Origin of the sequence: Rhodococcus oryzae (assembly GCF_005049235.1) — a bacterium.
GTDB classification, from domain to species: Bacteria; Actinomycetota; Actinomycetes; order Mycobacteriales; family Mycobacteriaceae; genus Rhodococcus_G; species Rhodococcus_G oryzae.
This window is the reverse complement of sequence record NZ_SUMD01000003.1, coordinates 1-20129: the sequence shown is the minus strand read 5'-3', so window position 1 is coordinate 20129 and position 20129 is coordinate 1. Positions and strand designations below refer to the sequence as shown.

The window sequence follows — 20129 nt, the reverse complement described above, 5'->3', positions numbered from 1 at the left end:
CCAATCTGCGCCGCGGGCGCCCGAACGGGCGCTCGTGGCGAGCGATTTCACTGTATCCAGCACGGAGCCGGCCCCACACGCAATAACGCGTACGGGGCCGGCTCCGTTACAGATCGATCAGGGCAGCAGCGGGTCCGCGTGCGCGGCCGCCTCGCCGCCGATCTCGGCGGCGCCGGTCGCATCCGCGTCTCCGAAGAGTCCGCCGCCGATGCCGCCGAGCCCATCGCCGAACAAGCCGCCGTCTGCCTCGTGGGTCGTGGTGACCTCGCTGCCGAAGGCGTTCGAGGCGTCCAGCGACGACCACGCGTTCCCGGTGGCCGCGGTGGCACCGCTGAGGCCGGAGCTGATCCCGCCGACCAGGTCGGAGGTGCCGCCGAGCTCGCCGCCTGCCGACGTCGCGCCGCCAACGCCCGCCCCGATGCCTGCGTCGACCGCACCGGTGACCGCGCCGCCGAGGTCCGCGACGGCGTCAAGGCCGGTCGTCAGGTCCGTGGCCGCGCCCGCGGCACCCGAGAGTGCGCCGCCGAGCTCAGCACCGGTGTTCGCGACCCCCGACAGTGCGCCGCCCAGGTCTGCGCCGGCGCTCGCCGCACCCGACAGGGCGCCACCCAGCTCCGCGCCCGCGTTGGCCGCACCGTCGAGGGCACCGGTCAGGCCGCCGCCGAGCTCCGCGCCCGCGTTGGCCGCACCATCCAGGGCACCGGTCAGGCCGCCACCGAGCTCCGCGCCCGCGTTCGCCGCGCCATCCAGCGCGCCGGTCAGGCCGCCGCCGAGCTCCGCACCCGCATTCGCCGCACCCGACAGCGCGCCGCCGAGGTCCGCACCCGCGTTCGCGGCACCGTCCAGCGCGCCGGTCAGGCTGCCGCCGAGGCCGGCACCGGCACCGAACAGGCCGCCGAGACCGCCGGCCAGGCCGCTGGTCAGGCCGGCACCGAGGCCCGCGACCGCGTCCACTCCGCCGCCGAGGCCCGCCGCCGCGTCGACACCCGCGTCGAGGTCCGCGCCGACATCGAGGCCGAGCCCACCGCCCGCGCCGAGGAGTCCGTCGAGCGTGCCGCCCAGATCGAGGGCGCCGCCGGCACCGAGAAGTCCGTCGACCGCGCCGCCCAGGTCGAGGCCGCCACCGAGGGCACCGCCGAGAGCACCGCCGAGGTCGAGGTCTCCGCCGAGTGCGCCGCCCGCCCCGAGCGCACCCTCGAGGGCCGTGCCCAGCCCGCCTGCGAGGCCGCCGTCGAGATCGAGGGCGGTGCCGAGCACCGTGCCGAGCGCACCACCGAGATCGATCTCGCCGGTGCCACCCGCCGCGCCGCCCAGCGCCGCCTCGAGTTCCCCACCGAGGTCACCGCCAGCACCGAGCGCAGCGCCCAGCACCCCGCCGAGCGAAGCCCCCAGGTCCGTGCCGATCTCCCCGCCCGCGCCGAGCACGCCCTCGAGCGCGGTGCTGAGCGATCCGCCGAGGCCACCCTCCGCACCGAGGTCGAGGCCGCCCGCGGCGCCCAACGCCGCGTCCAGCGCCGCACCGAGTCCGGCCGTGAGGCCGCCGTCCACCCCGAGCGCGCCACCGAGCGCACCGGCCAGCGTGGCGCCGAGGTCCCCACCGATCTCCCCACCCGCGCCGAGGACGCCGCCCAGATCCAGGCCCGCACCCGCATCGACCAGGGCGCCGAGCGTGCCACCCAGCGCGCCACCGAGGTCGGCGGCGACATCGCCGCCCGCTCCGAGCGCTCCGCCGAGCGCCGCGCTCAGCGTGGCGCCGAGGTCGCCGCCCAGGTCCAGTCCGCCGCCGAGGCCACCGCCCGCACCGAGCACCGCATCGAGCGCACCTGTCAGGCCGGAGGTCAGGCCGCCACCGAGACCGAGCGCACCGCCGAGGTCAAGGCCGCCGCCCGCACCGAGCACCGCATCGAGCGCGCCCGTCAGGCCCGAGGTCAGGCCGCCACCGAGACCGAGCACGCCGTCGAGGTCAAGGCCGCCGCCCGCACCGAGTGCCGCGTCGAGCGCACCGGTCAGACCGGAGGTCAGCTCGCCGCCGAGGCCGAGTGCGCCGCCGAGGGTGCCGCCCAGCGCGGTGCCGAGATCGAGGCCGCCCTCGAGCGCGGTGGACAACGCGCCACCGAGTCCGCCCTCCGCACCGAACGCGGCACCGAGCACCCCGCCGAGCGCGACACCGAGGTCGGCGCCGATGTCGCCGCCGACCTCGAGTGCGCTGCCCAGCACCGCGCCGAGGTCGAGCGCCCCGCCCAGATCCAGATCGGTCACCCCGCTCAGCGCGGCGTTCAGCGCGCCACCGAGCTCGGCCACCAGCTCACCGCCGACTCCGAGCGCGCCACCCAGCGCACCGCTGAGCGCCCCGCCGAGGCCCAGGTCCGCGTTCACGTCCACGGCGCCACCCAGGCCGAGCGAGGCCTCGAGGGCCGCGCCGATGGCCGCACCGAGATCGGCGCCGATCTGGCCGCCGATCTGCAGGGCAGCCCCCAGCGCCGCGCTCAGGGCCGCGCCCAGATCGGCTCCCAGGTCGATGCCACCGCCGAGACCGAGGCCGCCACCGAGCCCCAGACCCGCGCCCGCACCTGCCGCGAGGCCGCCACCCAGACCGAGGCCACCTCCCAGCCCGAGGCCGCCACCGAGACCACCGCCGAGTGCACCGCCGACGGCCGTGTCGAGCCCCGCGTTCACGATGCTCGTCAACTCACCTGCGCCGCCGGCGAACAGACCCGACTCGGCGACCAGCGGGGCCACTGCGGAGATGTCCGCGGCGCACACGCCGCCCAGCCCGGCGGCGGCCAGCGCCGCGTCCGGGTTCTGGCAGTACAGCGCCCTCGCCTCGTCATCACGCAGGAGGCTGAGGATGAAGTCGAGAAGAGCGTTGGTGGTCATGTCGATCTCCTGAGGTCTGGTCGAACGGATCGCGATAGACGACGCGAAACGATTGCCCTCAACGCTAGGTACGCGGACACCCCGTCCCAACGGGGTGAACTCCCCTGCCTCGCGGAGCGCGTGGGGGGTGGGGCCGATAGGGGATCGCCGCCCGATAGGGGATACCTCCCCCATCTGCGGGTTTGTCGCCGAATCGGTAACGCTTCACGCGCGTGACCCGACACAGTGGGCAACAGCGGGGGCCAGGTTCGGCCCCCACCCCCGGCGCAGAAACCGGGAAATCGTCACCCGCCCCTGGCTCCGGCCAACGGGAGAATTGTCAGCCACTCCGGCGGCGGAAGCCGCGGGGCGAGCACGGGAGAACACTTCGATGACTGTTGGACTCGGACTCACCGTCGGCGCCGTGAACTCGGTGGCGGTCACCGCCCTCGAGCACGACGCGGACGCGCAGGGACCGTCGATCACGGCGAGTTCGACCCTGGAGCTCGGAGGGGACGCCCCTGCGGTTCTCGGCGTGCCCAGCCGGCACGAGGGGGACGTTCCACGTGGAACCGTCATCTCCGGTTTCGCCACCCGCGTCGGCGACCCCGTCGCGCTCGTCGCGGACGACGGCTCGACGCACACAGGCGAGGACCTCGTCGTGACCGCGATGCTGTGCCTGATCGAGGCGTCCTCGGCCGGGCTCGACGAGTTCCCCGCCGTGGCCGCGGCGTATCCGGCGGTCTGGCCGAGCCACACGGTCGAGTCGCTGCGTTCCGCCCTCGACCGCGCAGGCCTGGGCGGGGTCACGCTCATCCCCGAACCCGAGGCGGCGGTCGCATGGCTGCAGCGCAACGGATCCCGCGCCGGTGCAGGCGCCTCCGATGACCTCGTGCTCGTCTACGACCTGGGCGGCACCAGCCTCGACGTGACGCTGGTCCACGCAGGCGACACACCTCGGATCATCGGGAAGCCGATGCGGTCCGAGGATTTCGGCGGATCCGAGTTCGACCACCTGACGCTGCGATACGTGCTCGACGGCGTCGTGGGCGAGGCCGGCGAACTCGACCCCTTCGACCCCGACACGATGAACGCCCTCGCCCAGCTGCGGGCCCGCTGCTGCGCCGCGAAGGAGGCACTGTCCTCGGACACCGAGACGGTCATCGGGATCGACCTGCCCGGCGTGCACAGCGACGTCCGACTGGTGCGCGCGGAGCTGGAGGACCTGATCCGGGAGCCGCTGGCTGACTCCGTCGAACTGGTCCGGGAAACGCTGCGCAACGCGGGCGTCGACCTGTCCGACGTGGGTCAGGTCCTGCTCATCGGTGGCAGCTCGGCGATGCCGCTGGTCGCCGAGTTGCTCTCCGCCGAACTGCGGCTGCCCGTCGTCGCGGACGCCCATCCCGAGCGAACCGCGGCACAGGGCGCCGCGCTCCTCGCCGCGGCGGAGGGCGCCCACACGGTGCCGCTCTCGGTGGTTCCGGCCGCCGCGTCCGCCGCGACCACCGTCGTGGAGGTCGCGCCGGTGTTGCCCGTGTCCGCCGGTCCGCGTCCCGGCGTCCGGCCTGCGTCCCGGGGTGCATCGCTCTCCACCCCCAAGAAGGCCGCGATCGTCGCCGCCGCGGCCGCCGCGATCGCCATCCTGGCCGCGGGCGGACTCTCGCTCGGTACCGGCGCGCTGACGCCCTCCAACGCGGACACCAGCCGGGGGGCCACGACCAGCGGCCACAGCGTCACCACCACGGTCGCACCGGACGGCACCGTGCTGCCCGTCGTCGACGGCGTGGTCAGCCCGACCACCGGGGACTCCCCCGTCCGCCTCGACCCCACCGGCGCGCCCATCCGATCCGACGCCGGTTCGACCGCGCGGCAGGTCTCCGCCAATTCGGGCGGCGCCGCGGCACCCGCCCCTGCACCCGGCTCCCCCGCCGCCGCGCCCGCACCCGCACCCGCTCCGGCACCGGGACCCGTCGGCGGCGGGACGCCCCCGCCCCCACCAGCACCGCCTGCAGGCGGCGGGTACACGCCCCCGCCCGCGCCCCCGCAGGGTGACGGCGGCGGCCAGATCGCGAACGACTTCGTCGACGGCGTCGGTGGGGCAGCGACCGGTGTCGGCAACGGGGTCGGCGGCGTGGTGGAGGGTGTCGGTAACGGCGTCGGCGGCGTGCTCGGCGGCCTTGGCGGGGTCGTCGGCGGCGTCGGCCAGGGCGTCGGCGGGTTGCTCGGCGGCGGGCAGTAGGAACCGTGACCGTGCTGACCTCCGAACCCACCGGCACCGCAGCGGCCACGCTCGCCGGAATGCCCGGCGCGCAGGCGTTCCTCGCCGCCGCGCGAACGGGCAACCCGCACATGCTGATCCGCGGCACTGCGGGAAGTGGCAAATCGATTCTGCTCGCCGCGATCCGAGACGAGCTGCGGGCCAACGGGACCCCCGTCGCCGCGACGGCCAGCGCGGAGCTCGAACCCGGCGGCGCGCTGGTCGTCGACGACGCCCATCGGCTGCCCGACGCCGCTGTCGATGCGCTGACCCTGTCCGCGCACCGCCCGGACATCACCGTGATCGTCGCCACCGAGCCGCGGCCGCACAGCCGCACCCTGCGCTCGCTCGGCGATGCGCTCGGCTCACTGACCCTCGACCCGATGACTGCGCGGGATATCGTCGCGCGCGCGGAATCAACACTGGGCGTGCGACTTCCAATCGGCTTGGCCGCCGCTGTCCTGCGGATCACCGGGGGTGGCGTGCACACCGTCGACGCGGCGCTCGGCACCCTGTCCCGCCTCGACCCCACCGAGCCCCGCACCCAGCCCGCATTGGAACGGGCCCTCGACGCCGCGACGGCCGCACACCTGCGCGCCCGTCTCGGGGAACTCGATTCGGACCTGTTGTGCACCCTGTCGATCGCCGCGATCGGCTCGGGGCCCGACCCCGCCGAACTCGTCCGGGTGCTGTCCGTCGACCCGGCCCTGGCCCAGGATCTGATCGACCGGGCGCGCGGCACCGGACTGGTCACCCACACCCTCCTGCCCGTCGCCCGCGAACCGCTGGCCGCCGTGCTCGGAGCGCAGCGGCTGGCCCGGCTGCACGCCGACTCGCTGCGCGCGAAGCTGGCGGACGGCACCCTCGACCTCCCCGCGGCCCGCGCCTACGGCGAGGCGGGCGTGACCGATCCCGACCTGGCCGAGTTCCTCTGCGGCGCCGCCGAACACGCCGAGCCGGCGCTGGCCGCGAGCCTGTACGCGGAGGCCGTCCGCGCGGGCGCCGATCGGAACACCCTCGCCCTGCGCTGGTCCGAGGCGGCGGCACTGAGCGCGGACCTGGACACCGCGGTCGGGCTCACCGACGGCCTGCTCGAACGGGCGGCAGACCTGACCGACACCGAACTCGCTGCGGCCGTTCGGATCGCGGCGAGCGTCGCGGCGCAGCAGGGCATGCTCGGCCGCAGCGCCGATCTCTACGAGTGGCTCGGCCCGGCCCGCGTCGGCTCCGACGCCCCCATCGCGGCCACGGTGCTGCTCGCTGCGGGACGGCCGGAGCAGGCGGAGGCGATGACGGACCGCCAGGCGGGCGCGCCCCCGACGTCGACGTCCGCGGGCGCCGCGCTGCTCGCGCAGGGCCTGCGACAGTCGATCGACGGCCACGTCGCCATCGCGGTCAACTCGCTGACCCGTGGGCTGTCCCTGTCCGCCAACGGTTCCCGGCCCCGACTGCTGCCCGACAGCGGCGCCGCCATCACCGCGCTTGCGGGCATCGCGTGCGGCGAACTCGCGGGCGCCCAGGCAGTGCTGCAGCGGGCACTGGACACCGAGCCTCGCGAGAGCATCACCCGCCACCGGCACGAGTTGCTGCTGACCTGGATCGCCATGGTCCGCGGCGACCTGGATGCCGCGACGGCCCGGCTCGATGCGATGCCGACGGACGCCGAGCCCACCCCACGCGACGCGCTGTTCATCGCCGCGCTGCGGGTCGGGCTGGCCCGACGCGTCGGGGACATCGGAGCCCTCACCCACTCATGGGAGCGGGCGCACGGCGTCATCGCGGAGCACTCGGCCGATCTCTTCAGCCTGCTCCCGCTCGGCGAACTGTGGCTGGGCGCGGCCAGGCTGCGGGACACCGACCGGCTCGCGCACCTCATCGAGCAGGCCAACGAGCTGCTCACCCGGCTGGGCGAACCGACGCTGTGGGGCTCGCCCCTGCACTGGTACGGCGTGCAGGCCGCGATCCTGGCCGAGAGCCCGGCGGAACTGCTGCCACACGCCAACGCCCTCGGTGTCGCGGCCGAGACCAGCCCGTACGCGGCGGGCCTCGCGGCCGCGGGCCGTGCCTGGCTTCGGGTGCTGCAGGGCGAGATCGACGCGGCCGTGGTGGAACAGTCCGCACGCACCCTGGACCGTATCGGGTTGCCATGGGACGGTGCCCGTCTCGCCAGCGAGGCCGCGCTCCGCGCCTCCGACACCAGGACCGCCACCACGCTGCTACAGGTCGCGCGCTCCCTGCGACCCGCCGCGTCGTCGACGCCCGGCACCGTCGCGGGGACCGAACGCGAACTCAGCGCGGGCCTGACCGACCGCGAGGCCGAGGTGGCGAACCTGTTGGTGATGGGCCTGACCTACCGGGACATCGGCGCCCGGCTGTTCATCTCGGCGAAGACCGTCGAGCACCACGTCGCCCGGATCCGCCGTCGCCTCGACGCCACCTCGCGCGCGGACATGCTGTCGATGCTGCGCGCGATGGGCCACGGCACGGAGAGCTGAGCACCGAGCCCGGGTCACGACCCCGACACAACCGGTGTCGTACCCACCTGTGACACCTATGATCACGACCTGACCTCTTCGCGTCAGACCCCGATCTGGGAGGGACCATGTCACCGGACCAGCACGTCACGCCCGCGCCGAGCCGGCCGCCGGCGAGCCTTCCCGGCGCAGACGTGGTTTTCGTGGCGATCGGCGCCGCGGTCACGGCGGCCGAGGTGGTGGGCGCGACGGCCCGTTTCGCCCTCGGCACCCTGCGCCGGGTGCCCGGATTGGCCCGGCGCCTCGACGCCACGACGGACGCGCTGCGGGCGCGCGGCGAGGAGGTCGCGCGGACCGCCGCCCCGACCGTCCAGGACCTGATTCGCCTCGTGATCAGGGAGGTCGTCGCGGCGGCCCTGCTCGAGGTCGATCTCACCCGCCTCGTGCGCGAGAACGTCGACTTGAACCTGATCGCCGAGTCCCTCGATCTCGACCAGATCGCCGCCACCATCGACGTCGACAGCATCGCGGCCCGACTCGACGTGGACGCCGTGATCGGCAGGCTCGACCTGGACGGCATCGTCGACTCCGTCGACCTCGACAGGCAGATCGCGCGGGTGGACCTCGACGAGGTGGCGCGCCGGATCGACGTCGACGCGATCATCGCCCGGATGGACCTCGTCGGCCTCGCCAACGACATCATCGAGGGCGTCGACCTGCCGGAGATCATCCGGGAGTCGACGGGTTCGCTGTCCTCCGAGGCGGTTCGCGGGGTCCGGAGCCAGGGCATGCAGGCCGACGACGCAGTCGCCGGCTTCGTGGGCAAGCTGTTCGGCCGCGGCCCAGGCCCGGACGACGAGGTGCCCATCGGCAGCGGCCGCCCCGGGGACCCGGCGCCGTGACCGAGCACCTCGATCAACCTCCGCACCGGCCTGCCGGGATCATCACCCGCGCGATCGCCGCCGTGATCGACCTCGGGGTGGTCCTCACGATCATCGGCGTGACCTACCTGGGCCTGGCCCTGGTTCGATTGCTGTACTCCCCGCAGAACTTCCGGTTCCCCGAGCCGGCTTTTCTGGCCTCGGCGACCGTCACCCTCACCGTGTCGGTCGTGTACCTGACCGGCTGCTGGGTCACGACCGGACGCACCGTCGGCGCGGTGGCGATGGGGCTACGGGTCGTCACCGCCAAGGGCCGGCTGCTCCGGTTGCCCCGCGCCGCCGTGCGGGCCGTGCTCTGCGTCCTGTTCGCCGTCGGCCTGCTGTGGGCGGCCGTCGACCCCAGGCGCCGGTCGTTGCAGGACATCGTCCTGCGGACCCGGGTCGTCTACGACTGGCGGAAGGAATCGAGCGAGCTCATCGGCTGAGTGGTGAGCCCTCGCGTCGTCGGGCTCAGCCGCCTGCCCCGGGTTCGAGCACCATCACCGGGATCCGCCGGTCGGTGGCGCGTTCTTTGTAGGCGGCACGGCTGGGATAGACCTCCAGGTCCATGCGCCACAGTCGCTCCCGCTCCTCCCCCTCCGCCTCGTAGGCGACTACCTGCCGGGGCTCACCGCCCGCGACGGTGACCGTGGCCTCGGGATGCTTGCGCAGATTGAAGTACCAGGCCGGGTTCGAATGCTGTCCGTAGTTCGAGGCGATCACCACGATCCGGTCCCCGTCCGGCATCCCCACCAGGGGGACGGTGCGGCTCGCCCCGCTCTTCGCCCCCGTGGTGGTGAGCATGACCAGCGGCAGTCCGGTGAGGAGGGTCGTCAAGGTGTTGCGCCCCTTGGTCAACCGGTAGACGGGGCCGTCGACGTGGTGAAGCGTGCGGGCGAAGAACCACGCCATCGGTTTGGTCCCGGCGAGGTCGCGCATCGCCCGGTACAGCGGGTTGACGTCGCGGTACCTCGACGACCCCGACATCGGTCAGCGTCCCAGCACGACGGCGGCCTCTGCCGTCAACGACGAAAAGGTCAGCGTCTCTTCCAGGTACAGCGTCACCGACTCAGCGGTGTGGCTGTCGTACCCGATCGACAGGTCCGTCCCCAGGGTGAGCTGGTTGTCGCCGCCGCGGGTGGACAGCACGTAGCCGCCCGCCACCGCCGGGGCCCAGATGATGTCGCCGACGAGATCCTTGAGGTGATGGAACACCGGGTGGCCCTCGTCCCTGGTCTCGCTCACCGCGGTATAGGTGTCCGCGTCGAGCACCAGGGAATACGGTCCCTCCACGCCTGCCAGTCGCAGGGCCGACAACGCGGAGGCGACGGCGTCGGGAACCAGCAGCGGTTCCTCGGGCAGCGACAGCGGCGGGTTGCTGCTGGACGGTCCCAGGCCGACGATGCCTGCCGCCTCGAAGCCGGCGAACACCGTGCGGTCCTCGGCGAACGCGATCGCCTTGGCCGCGTCCTTGACCGGCTGCCAGTCGGAGTCCAGCGACCCGCGGGCCACGTCGTCGATCTCCGCACGGCTGAGCGTGAACGGGAAGCGCAGCTCGACGAGGGGGTGCACCTCGCGGAGCTGTGCCCGAATCCTGCTGTCCGATGCGGTGATCGAGCGCACCCGGCCGAGATTGTGTGCGGAATAGGAGTAGCCGAACGGCCCGGCCACGTCGACCACCCGACGCCCGGCGACGTGGCGTTTGAAGGTGCGCGCGGCCTCTTCGCCGATCTGCTCCCACGCGGCCTCGGTCACCGGCGCGAGGTTCCGGTGCAGATTGCTCGAATCAGTCATTGCGACACTCCTTTGAGATCACCGATTTTCAGGGACAGGTCACGCGGCGCAACCTCTTCCGGCTCCGCTTCCTCGACGTCCGGCACGGGGATGTCGGCCAGCGCCTCCAACAGGTCCTGGCTCGGCACGAAGAACAGGGTGCCCGTCGCCGCCTGGGAGAAGTCCAGGATCCGGTCGTGGTTGCCGGGGGGGTCACCGAGGAACATGTGCCGCAGCATCAGCTCCGTGACGGCGGGGTCCTTCGCGTAACCGATGAAGTAGGTACCGAACTCGCCCGCGGAGAGGGAGCCGAACGGCATGTTGTCGCGCAGGATCTCGTGCTCGGTCCCGTCGTCGTCGACGATGGTGTTGAGCGCGACGTGCGAGTTGCTCGGCAGGGCCGCGTCGTCGAGTTCGACGTTCTCGAGCTTCGTCCGCCCGATCACCCGCTCCTGCTCCTCGGTGCTCAGCTCGGCCCATGCGGTCATGTCGTGCAGGTACTTCTGGACGATCACGTAGCTGCCGCCCGTGAACGCGGGGTCCTCCGCCCCGATCAGGGCCGCCGCGCCCGCGCCCGCCCCGGTCGGGTTCTCGGTCCCGTCGACGAAGCCGAGCAGGTCGCGGGCATCGAAGTAGCGGAACCCGTGCACCTCGTCCGCGACAGTCGCCGCGTCGCCGAGCGCCGTCAGGATCAGGCGCCCCAGCTCGAAACACAGGTCCGCTCGCGAGGCCTTGATGTGGAACAGCACGTCCCCCGGGGTGGCAGGCGCGCTGTGCACCTCCCCGCGCAGCGGGACGAAGGGATGCAGCCCTGACGGTGTGTCACTCGGGCCCACCCGATCCCAGAACTCCGAACCGAAACCCACCACGCAGGACAGTGACCCGGCGAGTTCCCGGAATCCCACCGCCCGGACCAACGACCCGACGTCCGAGGCCACGTCGCGGAGCGTGACCGCGTCCTCGGTGGCCGGACCTGCCGTCATCACCAGGAAGAGGGCCGCCGCGCTGAGCGGCTCGAGGACCGGCTGTGGCACAGGTGGCGATTCGGGATCGGTCATATTTCTCCCAGTACCTCGCGCAGGGCCGACGATCACCACCCCGCTTGCGTCCATGCTCTCCGGATCGAGCGTAGGCGAATAGATAGGCTATCGCCCGAGATCGCGCGTCGGTCCGGCAGCGCGACGCGCGAACCCCCGGGCGAGCGCGGCAGCAATGAGATGGGGGAGAGACATGGCCGCGGGGCTTGGGCTGGGCGTCGGCAATACCGATGCCGTTGCGGTCCTCCACACCACGAGTGGTCCTCGTGTCGAGGCAGAGCCGGCCACGATCACTCGCCGCGCCACGCTGCAGCTGACAGCTGCGGGCGAAGCGGTGCTCGGTCCTCCCCTCGATGCGCCCGACGTCATCTCCGGGTTCGCCGCGCACGCAGGCGATCCGGCCGGACTCGTGATCGGCGACGGCTCCGCGTACCTGGCCGAGGACCTGGTCGCCACCGCCATGCACAGCCTGGTGCACGAGGCGGCCGAGGCGTTCCCCGGCCTGTCCGAACAGCCCGAGATCATCGCCACCCACCCCGCACGCTGGTCCGACGCGACCGCACAGTCGATGCGGGACGCCCTCGCACACGTCGGGCTGGCCGGGGTGACGCTGGTCCCCGAGCCGGTGGCCGCGGTGGCCTGGCTCGAGGCGGCGCACGGCACGCTGGGCGACGCGATCGTCGCGGTCTACGACCTCGGCGGCGCCGGGCTCGACATCTCGCTGGTGCGCACGGGTACGGATGCCGGGCTGCTCCTGCCGTCGACCTTCACCACCCGCTTCGGTGGCGACATCTTCGACCAGGCGATCCTCGAGCACGTGCTGGGCTCGGCCGCCGGCGACCTCGGGCCGGTGGACCTGAGCGATCCGGCCACCCGGGCCGAGCTGTCGGTGCTGCGGCGCCGATGCGCCGAGGCCAAGGAAGCACTGTCCACGGCGACCGAGATGCAGATCGCCGTCGAGCTCGCGGGCGCCACCGCCACCGTCACCCTGCTGCGCAGCGAGCTCGAGGAGCTGCTGGAGTCGTCGATCACCGGATCGCTCGACCTCGTGGAGCAGACCATCAGCGCCCATGACCTGGCGCTGTCGGACGTGTGCGCGCTGCTGCTGACCGGCGGCGGCTCCGCGATGCCGCTGGTGTCGCGACTGGCCGAGGCGACCGTCGGCCTGCCGACGGTGCTGCCGCCCCGGCCGGGATACACGGGCGCGCACGGCGCCGCGATCATCGCGGCCGGCGGCGTGGCGAGCGCAGCGGACGATGCCGTCGCCACCGCGATCGTCGGGACCACCGTCGCCGCGGTCCGCCCCGATATCGATGACAACGCCGACACCGTGATCATGCCCGCGGTCTCGGTCGCGGGCCCGCCGACCGCGTTCACCGAGGCCGGCCCCGGCCGGCCGGTGCTGCCCGTCCTGCTGGACCCGGTGCCACCGCAGTCCCCCGCCGCGGCGACGCCGATCGTCGCGGCGCCCCGCTTCCGATTCCAACGCACCACGGCGATCACGGCGGCTGCCGGTGTGCTCCTGGCCGTCGCGCTGGTCGGTCTGGTGGTGAGCCTGCGCTCCACCGATGCCCCCGCGACCGCGGTCCCCGTCATCGCCCCGTCCGCGACGCCCAAGGTCACCGTCTCGCTTCGGCCGACCACCACAACGACCAAGGCCCCCGCGTCCACAACGGCCAGGAGCAGCAAGACATCGAGCCCCGCCTCGACCGCGCCCACCACCACCGTCGCCCCGACGACCCAGGCCCCGCCGCCCGTAGTCACGACGCCGCCCGCCCAGCCGAGCCCGTCTCACCGGCCGACCACGACCACCCCGAAGACGACGACCGCGACAACCAAGCCCACCACGACGACCGAGGCGACCACCACAACGACCACGACCACCCCGAAGGCGACGACCACCACGACCACCCCCGCTGACGGAGCGGCCGTCGCCTGACGCACCGGGCGCGAATTGCCTACGGTCACCCCATGACCAACACCCGTGCCACCACGCGTCTGGCGCTCGCCGCCGCCGGTGTCACCATCGTCCTGTGGGCCTCCGCCTTCGTCTCGATCCGCAGCGCCGGGGCCGCCTACTCCCCCGGCGCGCTCGCCCTCGGTCGGCTGCTCTCCGGGGCTCTCGTCCTCGGCGCGGTCCTGCTGATCCGGCGGGAGGGGTTGCCGTCGCGGGCGGCCTGGAGGGGGATCGTGGTGTCCGGCCTCCTGTGGTTCGGCGTCTACATGGTGGCGCTCAACTGGGGTGAGCGGGAGGTCGACGCGGGTACGGCCGCGATGATCGTGAACATCGGGCCCATCCTGATCGCCCTGCTCGGCGCCCGGTTCCTCGGCGAGACGCTGCCGCCCCGGCTGATCGCGGGCATGACGGTGTCCTTCGCAGGCGCGATCGCCGTCGGGCTGTCGATGTCCGGCGATGGGCACTCCTCGGTCCTCGGCGTCCTGCTCTGCCTGCTGGCGGCCGTCGCGTATGCGGGCGGCGTCGTCGCGCAGAAGCCCGCCCTGTCGCACGGCAGCGCGCTGCAGATCACGACCTTCGGGTGCCTCGTCGGCGCGGTGGCGTGTCTGCCGTTTGCCGGTCAGCTCGTCCACGAGGCGAGCCGGGCGCCCCTCTCCGCGACGCTGAACATGGTGTACCTCGGGGTGTTCCCGACCGCCCTGGCCTTCACGACCTGGGCCTACGCCCTGGCCCGTACGACGGCGGGCCGAATGGGCGCGACGACATACGCCGTGCCCGCTCTTGTCGTCGTCATGGCCTGGCTGTTCCTCGGCGAGCTGCCGGGCCTGCTCACGCTCGCGGGCGGGGCGCTGTGCCTGGCCGGCGTGGCCGTCTCGCGCTCCCGGCCGATGCCCTCGAAGGCTCCGACCGAGAGCGTCGAGACGGCATAGAAGGGGTTCGCCAACGGGTCTATCAGGCATACGGGCGGCCGAGCCGCACTTGCCCTAAGGTGGAGCGCTGATACATCCGCGCTCTCGACGAAGGGTCTTCATGCGTCTCCCGCTGGCGTTCCGCGCCGCAATCCTCGCCTCGGCCACCCTGCTCCCGCTCTCCGCGATCGCACAGGCCGAACCGCATGAACCCCAGTCGAATTCGCCAGCCGAGGTCGCGCAGCAGCTGCCCGCAGAACTCGTCGACGCGATCGCCCGCGACCTGAAGCTGACCCCGCAGCAGTACATCGAGCGTGCCGAGGCCGCTCAGCGACTGGCCGGCTACGCGCAGACCCTGCGCGAGGGCAGCCCCGCCACCTACGCCGGTTCCTGGATGGGCGTCGACGGCGTTCCCGTCGTCGCGGTCACCACCACCGCCGAAGCGCAGCGGGTGGCCCGCGACGGCTATGCCACCCACCTCGCCGCGGTGTCCGCGAAGGATCTCGAGGGTTCGCTGGCAGAGGTCAACAAGTGGATCCTCGGACTGCCGAAGGACGTCTCCTCGCAGATCAACTCCACCTCCATCGACGTGCTGGAGAACCGGGTCGTCATCGATGTGGTGAACAGCCCCATCGGCCGGGCACTGAACCTGCCGACGCTGCTGGCCGGACTGAAGGTCGTGCTGAGCCCCGGCGGCCAGCCGCCCGTCGACCCGCACGCGCAGGGCGGCGACACCTACATCGCCACTCCGCGCCCGATCACCCGCGACATCGACCCGGGCGAGATCGGGGTCTGCTCGTTCGGCTTCAACGCCGTCGACTCCGCCGGTGCCCCCTACAACCTCAGCGCGGGCCACTGCGATCCCTCGCAGGAGAACGCGAAGGTGCCCGCAGGCGCCCCGGTCTACCTGCCCGATTTCGCGGATGTCTCCCGAAGCACGCAGATCGGCGCCTTCCGGCACTCCTCGATGGGTGAGGCCGCGGGCGGCCTGGACTACTCGGTGATCAAGCTCAACGAGGCGGGCACCGCCGCCGGGCTGGACAAGCCGACCGTCCGCGGGGCCAACGGCACCACCGTCACCGTGACCGGCACGGCGCGTCCGGTCATCGGCGCACCGATCTGCAAGTCCGGCCAGACCTCCACGTTCACCTGCGGCATGGTCCTCGCCGACAGCGTCGATGCCCCGCTGCACATGGCGGACGGCAGCACCCGCCTGGTCCGCGGGTTCGCGGGCTCCACCTGCACCCTCGGCGGCGACAGCGGCGGCGCCATCCTGACCGGGACCAGGGCACTCGGCATCACCAGCGGTTCCAACTCCGGCGGCGCCCCGAACTGCACGGAGGCCAACCTCGTGCTGGCGCCCGAGGGCGGCACCGCGAGCATCGGCATCCCGATCGAGAAGATCGTGAACCACGCGAACGCGACTCTCGGCCTCGACCTGCAGGTCCGGGCCGGAAACGCGCGCCCCTGATACATCAGCGGCGCCCCCGCGGCGCCGAATCATCCGATGGTTTCCGGTAGGCAACGGCGGGCGTAACCCATATAGTCGCTACAACTGACCCGGCCTAAACGGATGGGTCATGCCCGCATGCCCTCAATCCGAAAGGTCCCCATGCGTAGCGTTCGCGCCCGCCGTGCCGCGATGATCGGCTCTGCGGCCCTCCTCCTGATCGCGCCCGGCGCGGCCCTCGCACACGCGGAGCCCTCCGCTCCGGCGCCCGCGACCGCGCTGCCCGCCGACCTGGTTGCCGCGATCCAGCGCGATCTCGGACTCAGCCCCGCCCAGTACCTCGACAAGGCCGAGGCCGGGCAGAAGCTGGTGGAGTTCGCCAACACGATGCGCGGGAAGTTCCCCGAGTCCTTCGCGGGCGCGTGGCTCGACCCGGCCGGCTCGCCGCTGATCGGTCTGGCGGACGGCCCGGACAAGGCAGCCGCCCGCGCGGCCGTCGAGGCCGCCGGTTACAAGGTGAAGGACCTGCCGCGCAGCGAGCGTGCCCTGCGCGACCAGCTCGGCCACATGAACAGCTGGATCGAGAAGCTCCCCGCACCGCTGTCCGGTCTCATCAGCGGCGCCGCGATCGACACGGTCAACAACGACGTCGTGTTGCGCGTCCAGAACACCGCCGAGGGCCAGGGTCTGCAGCTGCCCGACTTCCTGGAGTCCGCTCGCGTCGTGCTGGCCCCGGCGCTCGGCTCGTCCGCGCCGCCGGTCGCCGAGAGCCCCGTTGCCGCCGATGCCCGCCTCGGTGGTGACGCCTACGCCGCCGAGAACGCGGACGGTGCGTTCCGTTGCTCGCTCGGCTTCAACGGCACGGACGGTTCCGGGCGCGCGGTGAACATCTCCGCCGGCCACTGCGACCCGAACCGCGACGCCGCGGGCACCGGTACCGCCTCGATCGCGTTCGAGACGCACGGCGCCGCGTTCGGCGATCGCTTCGGCACCTTCGCCAAGTCGACCGTCGAGGGCCTCGACTACTCGGTGATCAAGATCGACGACGCCGCCGCCAAGCGTTTCGAGAACAACTTCGTCCGCGCCCCCGGCGCGAACCCGGTGCCGATCACCGGCACCGCCGATCCCGTGGTCGGGGCGCCGGTGTGCAAGTCCGGCCTCACCACCGGCTTCAGCTGCGGCACCATCAACTCCGTCAACCAGATCGTGGACGTCGGAACCCGCACCCTGAAGAACGGCTTCACCGCGAACATCTGTGCGCTGCAGGGTGACAGCGGCGGCGCCATCGTGACCGGCACCAGGGCGCTTGGCATCTCGAGCGCTTCCAACGTGGGCGACATGATGTACTGCGAGCTGGCCTCCGTGGTCACCACGCTGGTCGGTGACAGCCCCCAGCTGTACGGGACGCCGATCAACGCGATCCTCGCGGCCAACCCGGGCCTGAAGGTCCGCACGGGCTAGATCGAGGATTCACGGCCTCATGAAAAGGGGCCTCGGACGCGAACTTTCGCGTTCGAGGCCCCTTTTCGCATTCCGGGGTAACGCACCACCGAACCGCGGGTTAACGGTAGAATCCCGTTGTTCCTGGGGCGGGGAGGATTGCGCGCCAGCGACACACCTGACTGGGGGGCCCAGTCAGAACGTTGCCGGGCAGTCGCGCCGGCGTACAGAAGGAAGTTCCATGGAGGCATTGCTGCCAGTTTTGATGAGTTCGATCGGCTACATCGTCAAGATCGCCACGAACGCGGGCACCGCGTCCTAAGCGGATGAGGGGGTGCGGACCTGGTCCGCGCCCTCCACGCTCGCGGCCTCGGCGACCCCACTCGGGAGGCGCCATCCACGAGGCCACGACAACGAAAGCGGCCCATCACCTCCGTAGAGGTGATGGGCCGCTTTCGTGGCTCTGCGAGTACTACTTCTGCAGATGCTCGGCGTACATGGTCGTACCCGGCTCGGCGAGCAGGGTCTGGCCCAGGCCGATGCCCGCGGCGATCAGGGTCGGTCCACCGACGGCGATGGTGCCGACAATCGCGCCGATGCCCGCACCGGTGACGCAACCCGGCAGCGCGCCGATGATGCCCGCCGCAAGACCGGGGACGAAGCCGACAACACAGCCGATGATGGTGCCGGTCAGACCGCCGGTCGCGGTGGCCACGGCGAGCTGCGCACTGAAGGTCTGCTGCGCGCTCAGGTTCTCGGCCGGCGAGGCGATGTCCTTGATCGCGATGTTGCCGACGGTGCGGTCGCCGCGATCGGCCGGGGTGACCGACTTGGCCTTACCGAGGTCGAAGACCGGCGTCATGGTGACGGTCTTGCCGTCCTCGCTGATCTTCTGCTCCATCGGGAACTTGAGGCTGTTGAGCTGGAACGCCAGCGGCAGGCTCACGACGGCCTTGCCGGAGTTGTCCTGCAGCTCGATGTTCTTGCCGTCACCCGAGACCTTGAAGCCGCCCGCGTTGATGGTGGTCACGACCGACTGTCCCTCGACCTTCGAGCTCCAGTCGATGGTCTCGGGCGCGGGCGCAGCCGGTGCCGCGTACGAGGTGCCCGCACCCACACCCAGCGCCGCGATCGCCATCAGCGACGTCGCCGCGAACTTCTTCAGCCTCATCTACAAATCCCCTCTGGAAACCAAAATTGACACATGGGTCACAACACAGTCTCGATGGACACTAATCTGTGATTCTTCTGAGAACAAGGCGCAGCAATTGCCCGCCGACCCGTTCGTTCCGCTCACTTCTCCGCAGGTCATCCGGCGAAGTTAGGTTGACCTGCGCTGACCCCCCCACAGGGGCACAATTTACGGTGAGCGTGAGAACTCCTGTGCCTCGCATCGGCCTCCCGCCGATGTGACCATGGACTCGACGTTGGCTCGGGATGCTACCGACGGGTAACTTAACCCGTGTTGGCGTTGCCGTCGTAGAAGGAAAGGCCGTGACATGAACGCCCTGACGATCACGTTGGGCACGATCGGCGCACTGCTCAGCCTCGTGTGTTGGGCCTCATTCTTGAGTGGGGCCTGGACCATGGGGAAGACGGTGCAGCTCGGTCAACCAGCCCCGGACCGCTGGCGCCCGTTCGTCCCCCGCTTCAAGCAGATGATCATCGAGTTCATCGCGCACACCCGGATGCAGAAGTTCCGCACCGTCGGCTGGGCGCACTGGCTCGTGATGATCGGCTTCCTCGGCGGCGCCCTGTTGTGGTTCGAGGCCTACGGCCAGACCTTCAACCCCGAGTTCCACTGGCCGATTTTCGGCGATACCTGGATGTGGCACCTCTGGGACGAGCTCCTCGGCATCGGCACCATCGTCGGCATCACCGTGCTGATCGTGATCCGCCAGCTCAACCACCCGCGGATCCCGGAGCGGCTCTCGCGCTTCGGCGGCTCGAAGTTCGGCCCGGCCTACTTCGTCGAGATCGTCGTCTTCGTCGAGGGCCTCGGCATGGTCATGGTGAAGGCAGGCAAGATCGCCACCTACGGCCACGCCAACCCGTGGACCGACTTCTTCACCATGAACGTCGCCAAGCTGCTGCCCGCCAGCGCGGTCATGGTCTCGATCTTCGCGTTCGTCAAGCTGATGTCCGGCATGATCTGGCTGTACATGGTCGGCCGCAACATCACCTGGGGTGTCGCCTGGCACCGCTTCTCCGCGTTCCCGAACATCTACTTCAAGCGTGAGGACGACGGCGGCGTCGCCCTCGGTGCCGCGAAGCCGATGATGTCCAAGGGCAAGGCCCTGACCATGGACAACGTCGACCCCGACACCGACACCCTCGGCGCAGGCCAGATCGAGGACTTCTCCTGGAAGGGCTGGCTCGACTTCACCACCTGCACCGAGTGCGGCCGCTGCCAGAGCCAGTGCCCCGCCTGGAACACCGGCAAGCCGCTCTCGCCGAAGCTGCTGATCATGTCGCTGCGCGACCACGGCTACGCCAAGGCGCCCTACCTGCTGGCCGGTGGCCGCAAGGACATGGGTGGCGACGAGATCGGCCTGGTCGACGCCGACGGCAACGTCAACGAGGCCGCCCTGGCAAAGATCCCCGAGGCCGCGCTCACCGAGGCCAGCCGCAAGCTGGTCGGCGAAACCGTCGAGGGCGAACTGGCTCCGGTCATCGACCTCGAAACCCTGTGGTCGTGCACCAACTGCGGCGCCTGCGTCGAGCAGTGCCCCGTCGACATCGAACACGTCGACCACATCATCGACATGCGCCGCTACCAGGTGCTCATCGAATCGGAGTTCCCGTCCGAGCTGGCCGGCCTGTTCAAGAACCTCGAGAACAAGGGCAACCCCTGGGGCCAGAACTCCAAGGACCGTCTCAACTGGATCAACGAGATGGACTTCGAGATCCCCGTCTACGGCAAGGACGCGGACACCTTCGAGGACTACGAATACCTGTTCTGGGTCGGCTGCGCCGGCGCCTACGAGGACCGCGCCAAGAAGACCACCAAGGCCGTCGCCGAACTGCTCGCCACCGCGGGCGTGAAGTTCATGGTCC

Annotated in this window: 14 protein-coding genes; 9 read left to right on the top strand and 5 right to left on the bottom strand. The window is 71.6% G+C overall.

Annotated elements, in window-relative coordinates; all coding sequences use genetic code 11:
• Nucleotides 1-117: 117 nt before the first annotated feature.
• Nucleotides 118-2877, bottom strand: coding sequence for an IniB N-terminal domain-containing protein (locus tag FCG67_RS06245; RefSeq protein WP_136908189.1), 2760 nt, complete (start codon nucleotides 2875-2877; stop codon nucleotides 118-120).
• A gap of 370 nt (nucleotides 2878-3247) precedes the next feature.
• Here FCG67_RS06245 and FCG67_RS06240 point away from each other — a divergent pair, with 370 nt between their 5' ends.
• From FCG67_RS06240 to FCG67_RS06225, 4 genes are all read left to right on the top strand, one after another.
• Complete coding sequence (locus FCG67_RS06240; protein WP_136908187.1) at nucleotides 3248-5095, top strand: Hsp70 family protein; 1848 nt, start codon at nucleotides 3248-3250, stop codon at nucleotides 5093-5095.
• 59 nt (nucleotides 5096-5154) lie between these two features.
• A complete protein-coding gene (locus FCG67_RS06235) occupies nucleotides 5155-7608 on the top strand; it encodes a LuxR C-terminal-related transcriptional regulator (RefSeq protein WP_136909006.1) in 2454 nt (817 codons plus the stop codon).
• 107 nt (nucleotides 7609-7715) lie between these two features.
• On the top strand, nucleotides 7716-8489 hold the full coding sequence (locus tag FCG67_RS06230) for a hypothetical protein (RefSeq protein ID WP_246044903.1): 774 nt from the start codon (nucleotides 7716-7718) through the stop codon (nucleotides 8487-8489).
• Nucleotides 8486-8953, top strand: coding sequence for an RDD family protein (locus FCG67_RS06225; protein ID WP_136908185.1), 468 nt, complete (start codon nucleotides 8486-8488; stop codon nucleotides 8951-8953). The genes FCG67_RS06230 and FCG67_RS06225 overlap by 4 nt, the downstream gene beginning before the upstream one ends.
• A 25-nt stretch (nucleotides 8954-8978) precedes the next feature.
• Here FCG67_RS06225 and FCG67_RS06220 read toward each other — a convergent pair whose 3' ends face one another.
• Genes FCG67_RS06220 through FCG67_RS06210 form a run of 3 tightly spaced genes read right to left on the bottom strand, consistent with a single transcriptional unit; the run spans nucleotide 8979 to nucleotide 11338 of the window.
• Nucleotides 8979-9494: a nitroreductase/quinone reductase family protein gene (locus FCG67_RS06220; RefSeq protein ID WP_136908183.1), complete on the bottom strand. Its 516-nt coding sequence runs from the start codon at nucleotides 9492-9494 to the stop codon at nucleotides 8979-8981.
• Between the two features lie 3 nt (nucleotides 9495-9497).
• Nucleotides 9498-10301, bottom strand: coding sequence for a family 1 encapsulin nanocompartment shell protein (locus tag FCG67_RS06215; RefSeq protein ID WP_136908181.1), 804 nt, complete (start codon nucleotides 10299-10301; stop codon nucleotides 9498-9500).
• Nucleotides 10298-11338, bottom strand: a complete 1041-nt coding sequence (locus FCG67_RS06210) for a Dyp-type peroxidase (RefSeq protein ID WP_136908179.1) — start codon at nucleotides 11336-11338, stop codon at nucleotides 10298-10300. The genes FCG67_RS06215 and FCG67_RS06210 overlap by 4 nt, the downstream gene beginning before the upstream one ends.
• Before the next feature lie 172 nt (nucleotides 11339-11510).
• On the opposite strand from FCG67_RS06210, the gene FCG67_RS25535 reads away from it, so the two are divergent.
• The 4 genes from FCG67_RS25535 (at nucleotide 11511) to FCG67_RS06190 (ending at nucleotide 17093) form a co-directional block, all read left to right on the top strand.
• Nucleotides 11511-13256 (top strand): Hsp70 family protein, encoded by a 1746-nt coding sequence (locus tag FCG67_RS25535; RefSeq protein WP_169310457.1) that lies wholly within the window; start codon nucleotides 11511-11513, stop codon nucleotides 13254-13256.
• 32 nt (nucleotides 13257-13288) lie between these two features.
• On the top strand, nucleotides 13289-14203 hold the full coding sequence (locus tag FCG67_RS06200; protein ID WP_136908175.1) for a DMT family transporter: 915 nt from the start codon (nucleotides 13289-13291) through the stop codon (nucleotides 14201-14203).
• A 100-nt stretch (nucleotides 14204-14303) separates the two neighbouring features.
• Nucleotides 14304-15653: a S1 family peptidase gene (locus tag FCG67_RS06195; protein WP_136908173.1), complete on the top strand. Its 1350-nt coding sequence runs from the start codon at nucleotides 14304-14306 to the stop codon at nucleotides 15651-15653.
• A gap of 141 nt (nucleotides 15654-15794) precedes the next feature.
• Entirely contained in the window at nucleotides 15795-17093 is a 1299-nt protein-coding gene (locus FCG67_RS06190; protein ID WP_136908171.1) for a S1 family peptidase, read from the top strand.
• A gap of 451 nt (nucleotides 17094-17544) precedes the next feature.
• On the opposite strand, the gene FCG67_RS06185 is transcribed toward FCG67_RS06190, so the two are convergent.
• The gene (locus tag FCG67_RS06185) at nucleotides 17545-18243 is read right to left on the bottom strand and encodes a DUF8020 domain-containing protein (protein ID WP_136908169.1); all 699 of its coding nucleotides are present in this window, start codon (nucleotides 18241-18243) and stop codon (nucleotides 17545-17547) included.
• 328 nt (nucleotides 18244-18571) lie between these two features.
• Between FCG67_RS06185 and FCG67_RS06180 the strand changes: the two genes are divergently transcribed.
• The coding region (locus tag FCG67_RS06180) for a (Fe-S)-binding protein (RefSeq protein ID WP_136908167.1) at nucleotides 18572-20129 on the top strand (1558 nt) is incomplete at its 3' end.

Coding starts and splice junctions, on each gene's coding strand:
- FCG67_RS06245 (WP_136908189.1), bottom strand. CDS start 2,877: ATGACCACCAACGCTCTTCTCGACTTCATCCTCAGCCTCCTGCGTGAT.
- FCG67_RS06195 (WP_136908173.1), top strand. CDS start 14,304: ATGCGTCTCCCGCTGGCGTTCCGCGCCGCAATCCTCGCCTCGGCCACC.
- FCG67_RS06235 (WP_136909006.1), top strand. CDS start 5,155: ATGCCCGGCGCGCAGGCGTTCCTCGCCGCCGCGCGAACGGGCAACCCG.
- FCG67_RS06215 (WP_136908181.1), bottom strand. CDS start 10,301: ATGACTGATTCGAGCAATCTGCACCGGAACCTCGCGCCGGTGACCGAG.
- FCG67_RS06190 (WP_136908171.1), top strand. CDS start 15,795: ATGCGTAGCGTTCGCGCCCGCCGTGCCGCGATGATCGGCTCTGCGGCC.
- FCG67_RS25535 (WP_169310457.1), top strand. CDS start 11,511: ATGGCCGCGGGGCTTGGGCTGGGCGTCGGCAATACCGATGCCGTTGCG.
- FCG67_RS06220 (WP_136908183.1), bottom strand. CDS start 9,494: ATGTCGGGGTCGTCGAGGTACCGCGACGTCAACCCGCTGTACCGGGCG.
- FCG67_RS06230 (WP_246044903.1), top strand. CDS start 7,716: ATGTCACCGGACCAGCACGTCACGCCCGCGCCGAGCCGGCCGCCGGCG.
- FCG67_RS06185 (WP_136908169.1), bottom strand. CDS start 18,243: ATGAGGCTGAAGAAGTTCGCGGCGACGTCGCTGATGGCGATCGCGGCG.
- FCG67_RS06200 (WP_136908175.1), top strand. CDS start 13,289: ATGACCAACACCCGTGCCACCACGCGTCTGGCGCTCGCCGCCGCCGGT.
- FCG67_RS06240 (WP_136908187.1), top strand. CDS start 3,248: ATGACTGTTGGACTCGGACTCACCGTCGGCGCCGTGAACTCGGTGGCG.
- FCG67_RS06210 (WP_136908179.1), bottom strand. CDS start 11,338: ATGACCGATCCCGAATCGCCACCTGTGCCACAGCCGGTCCTCGAGCCG.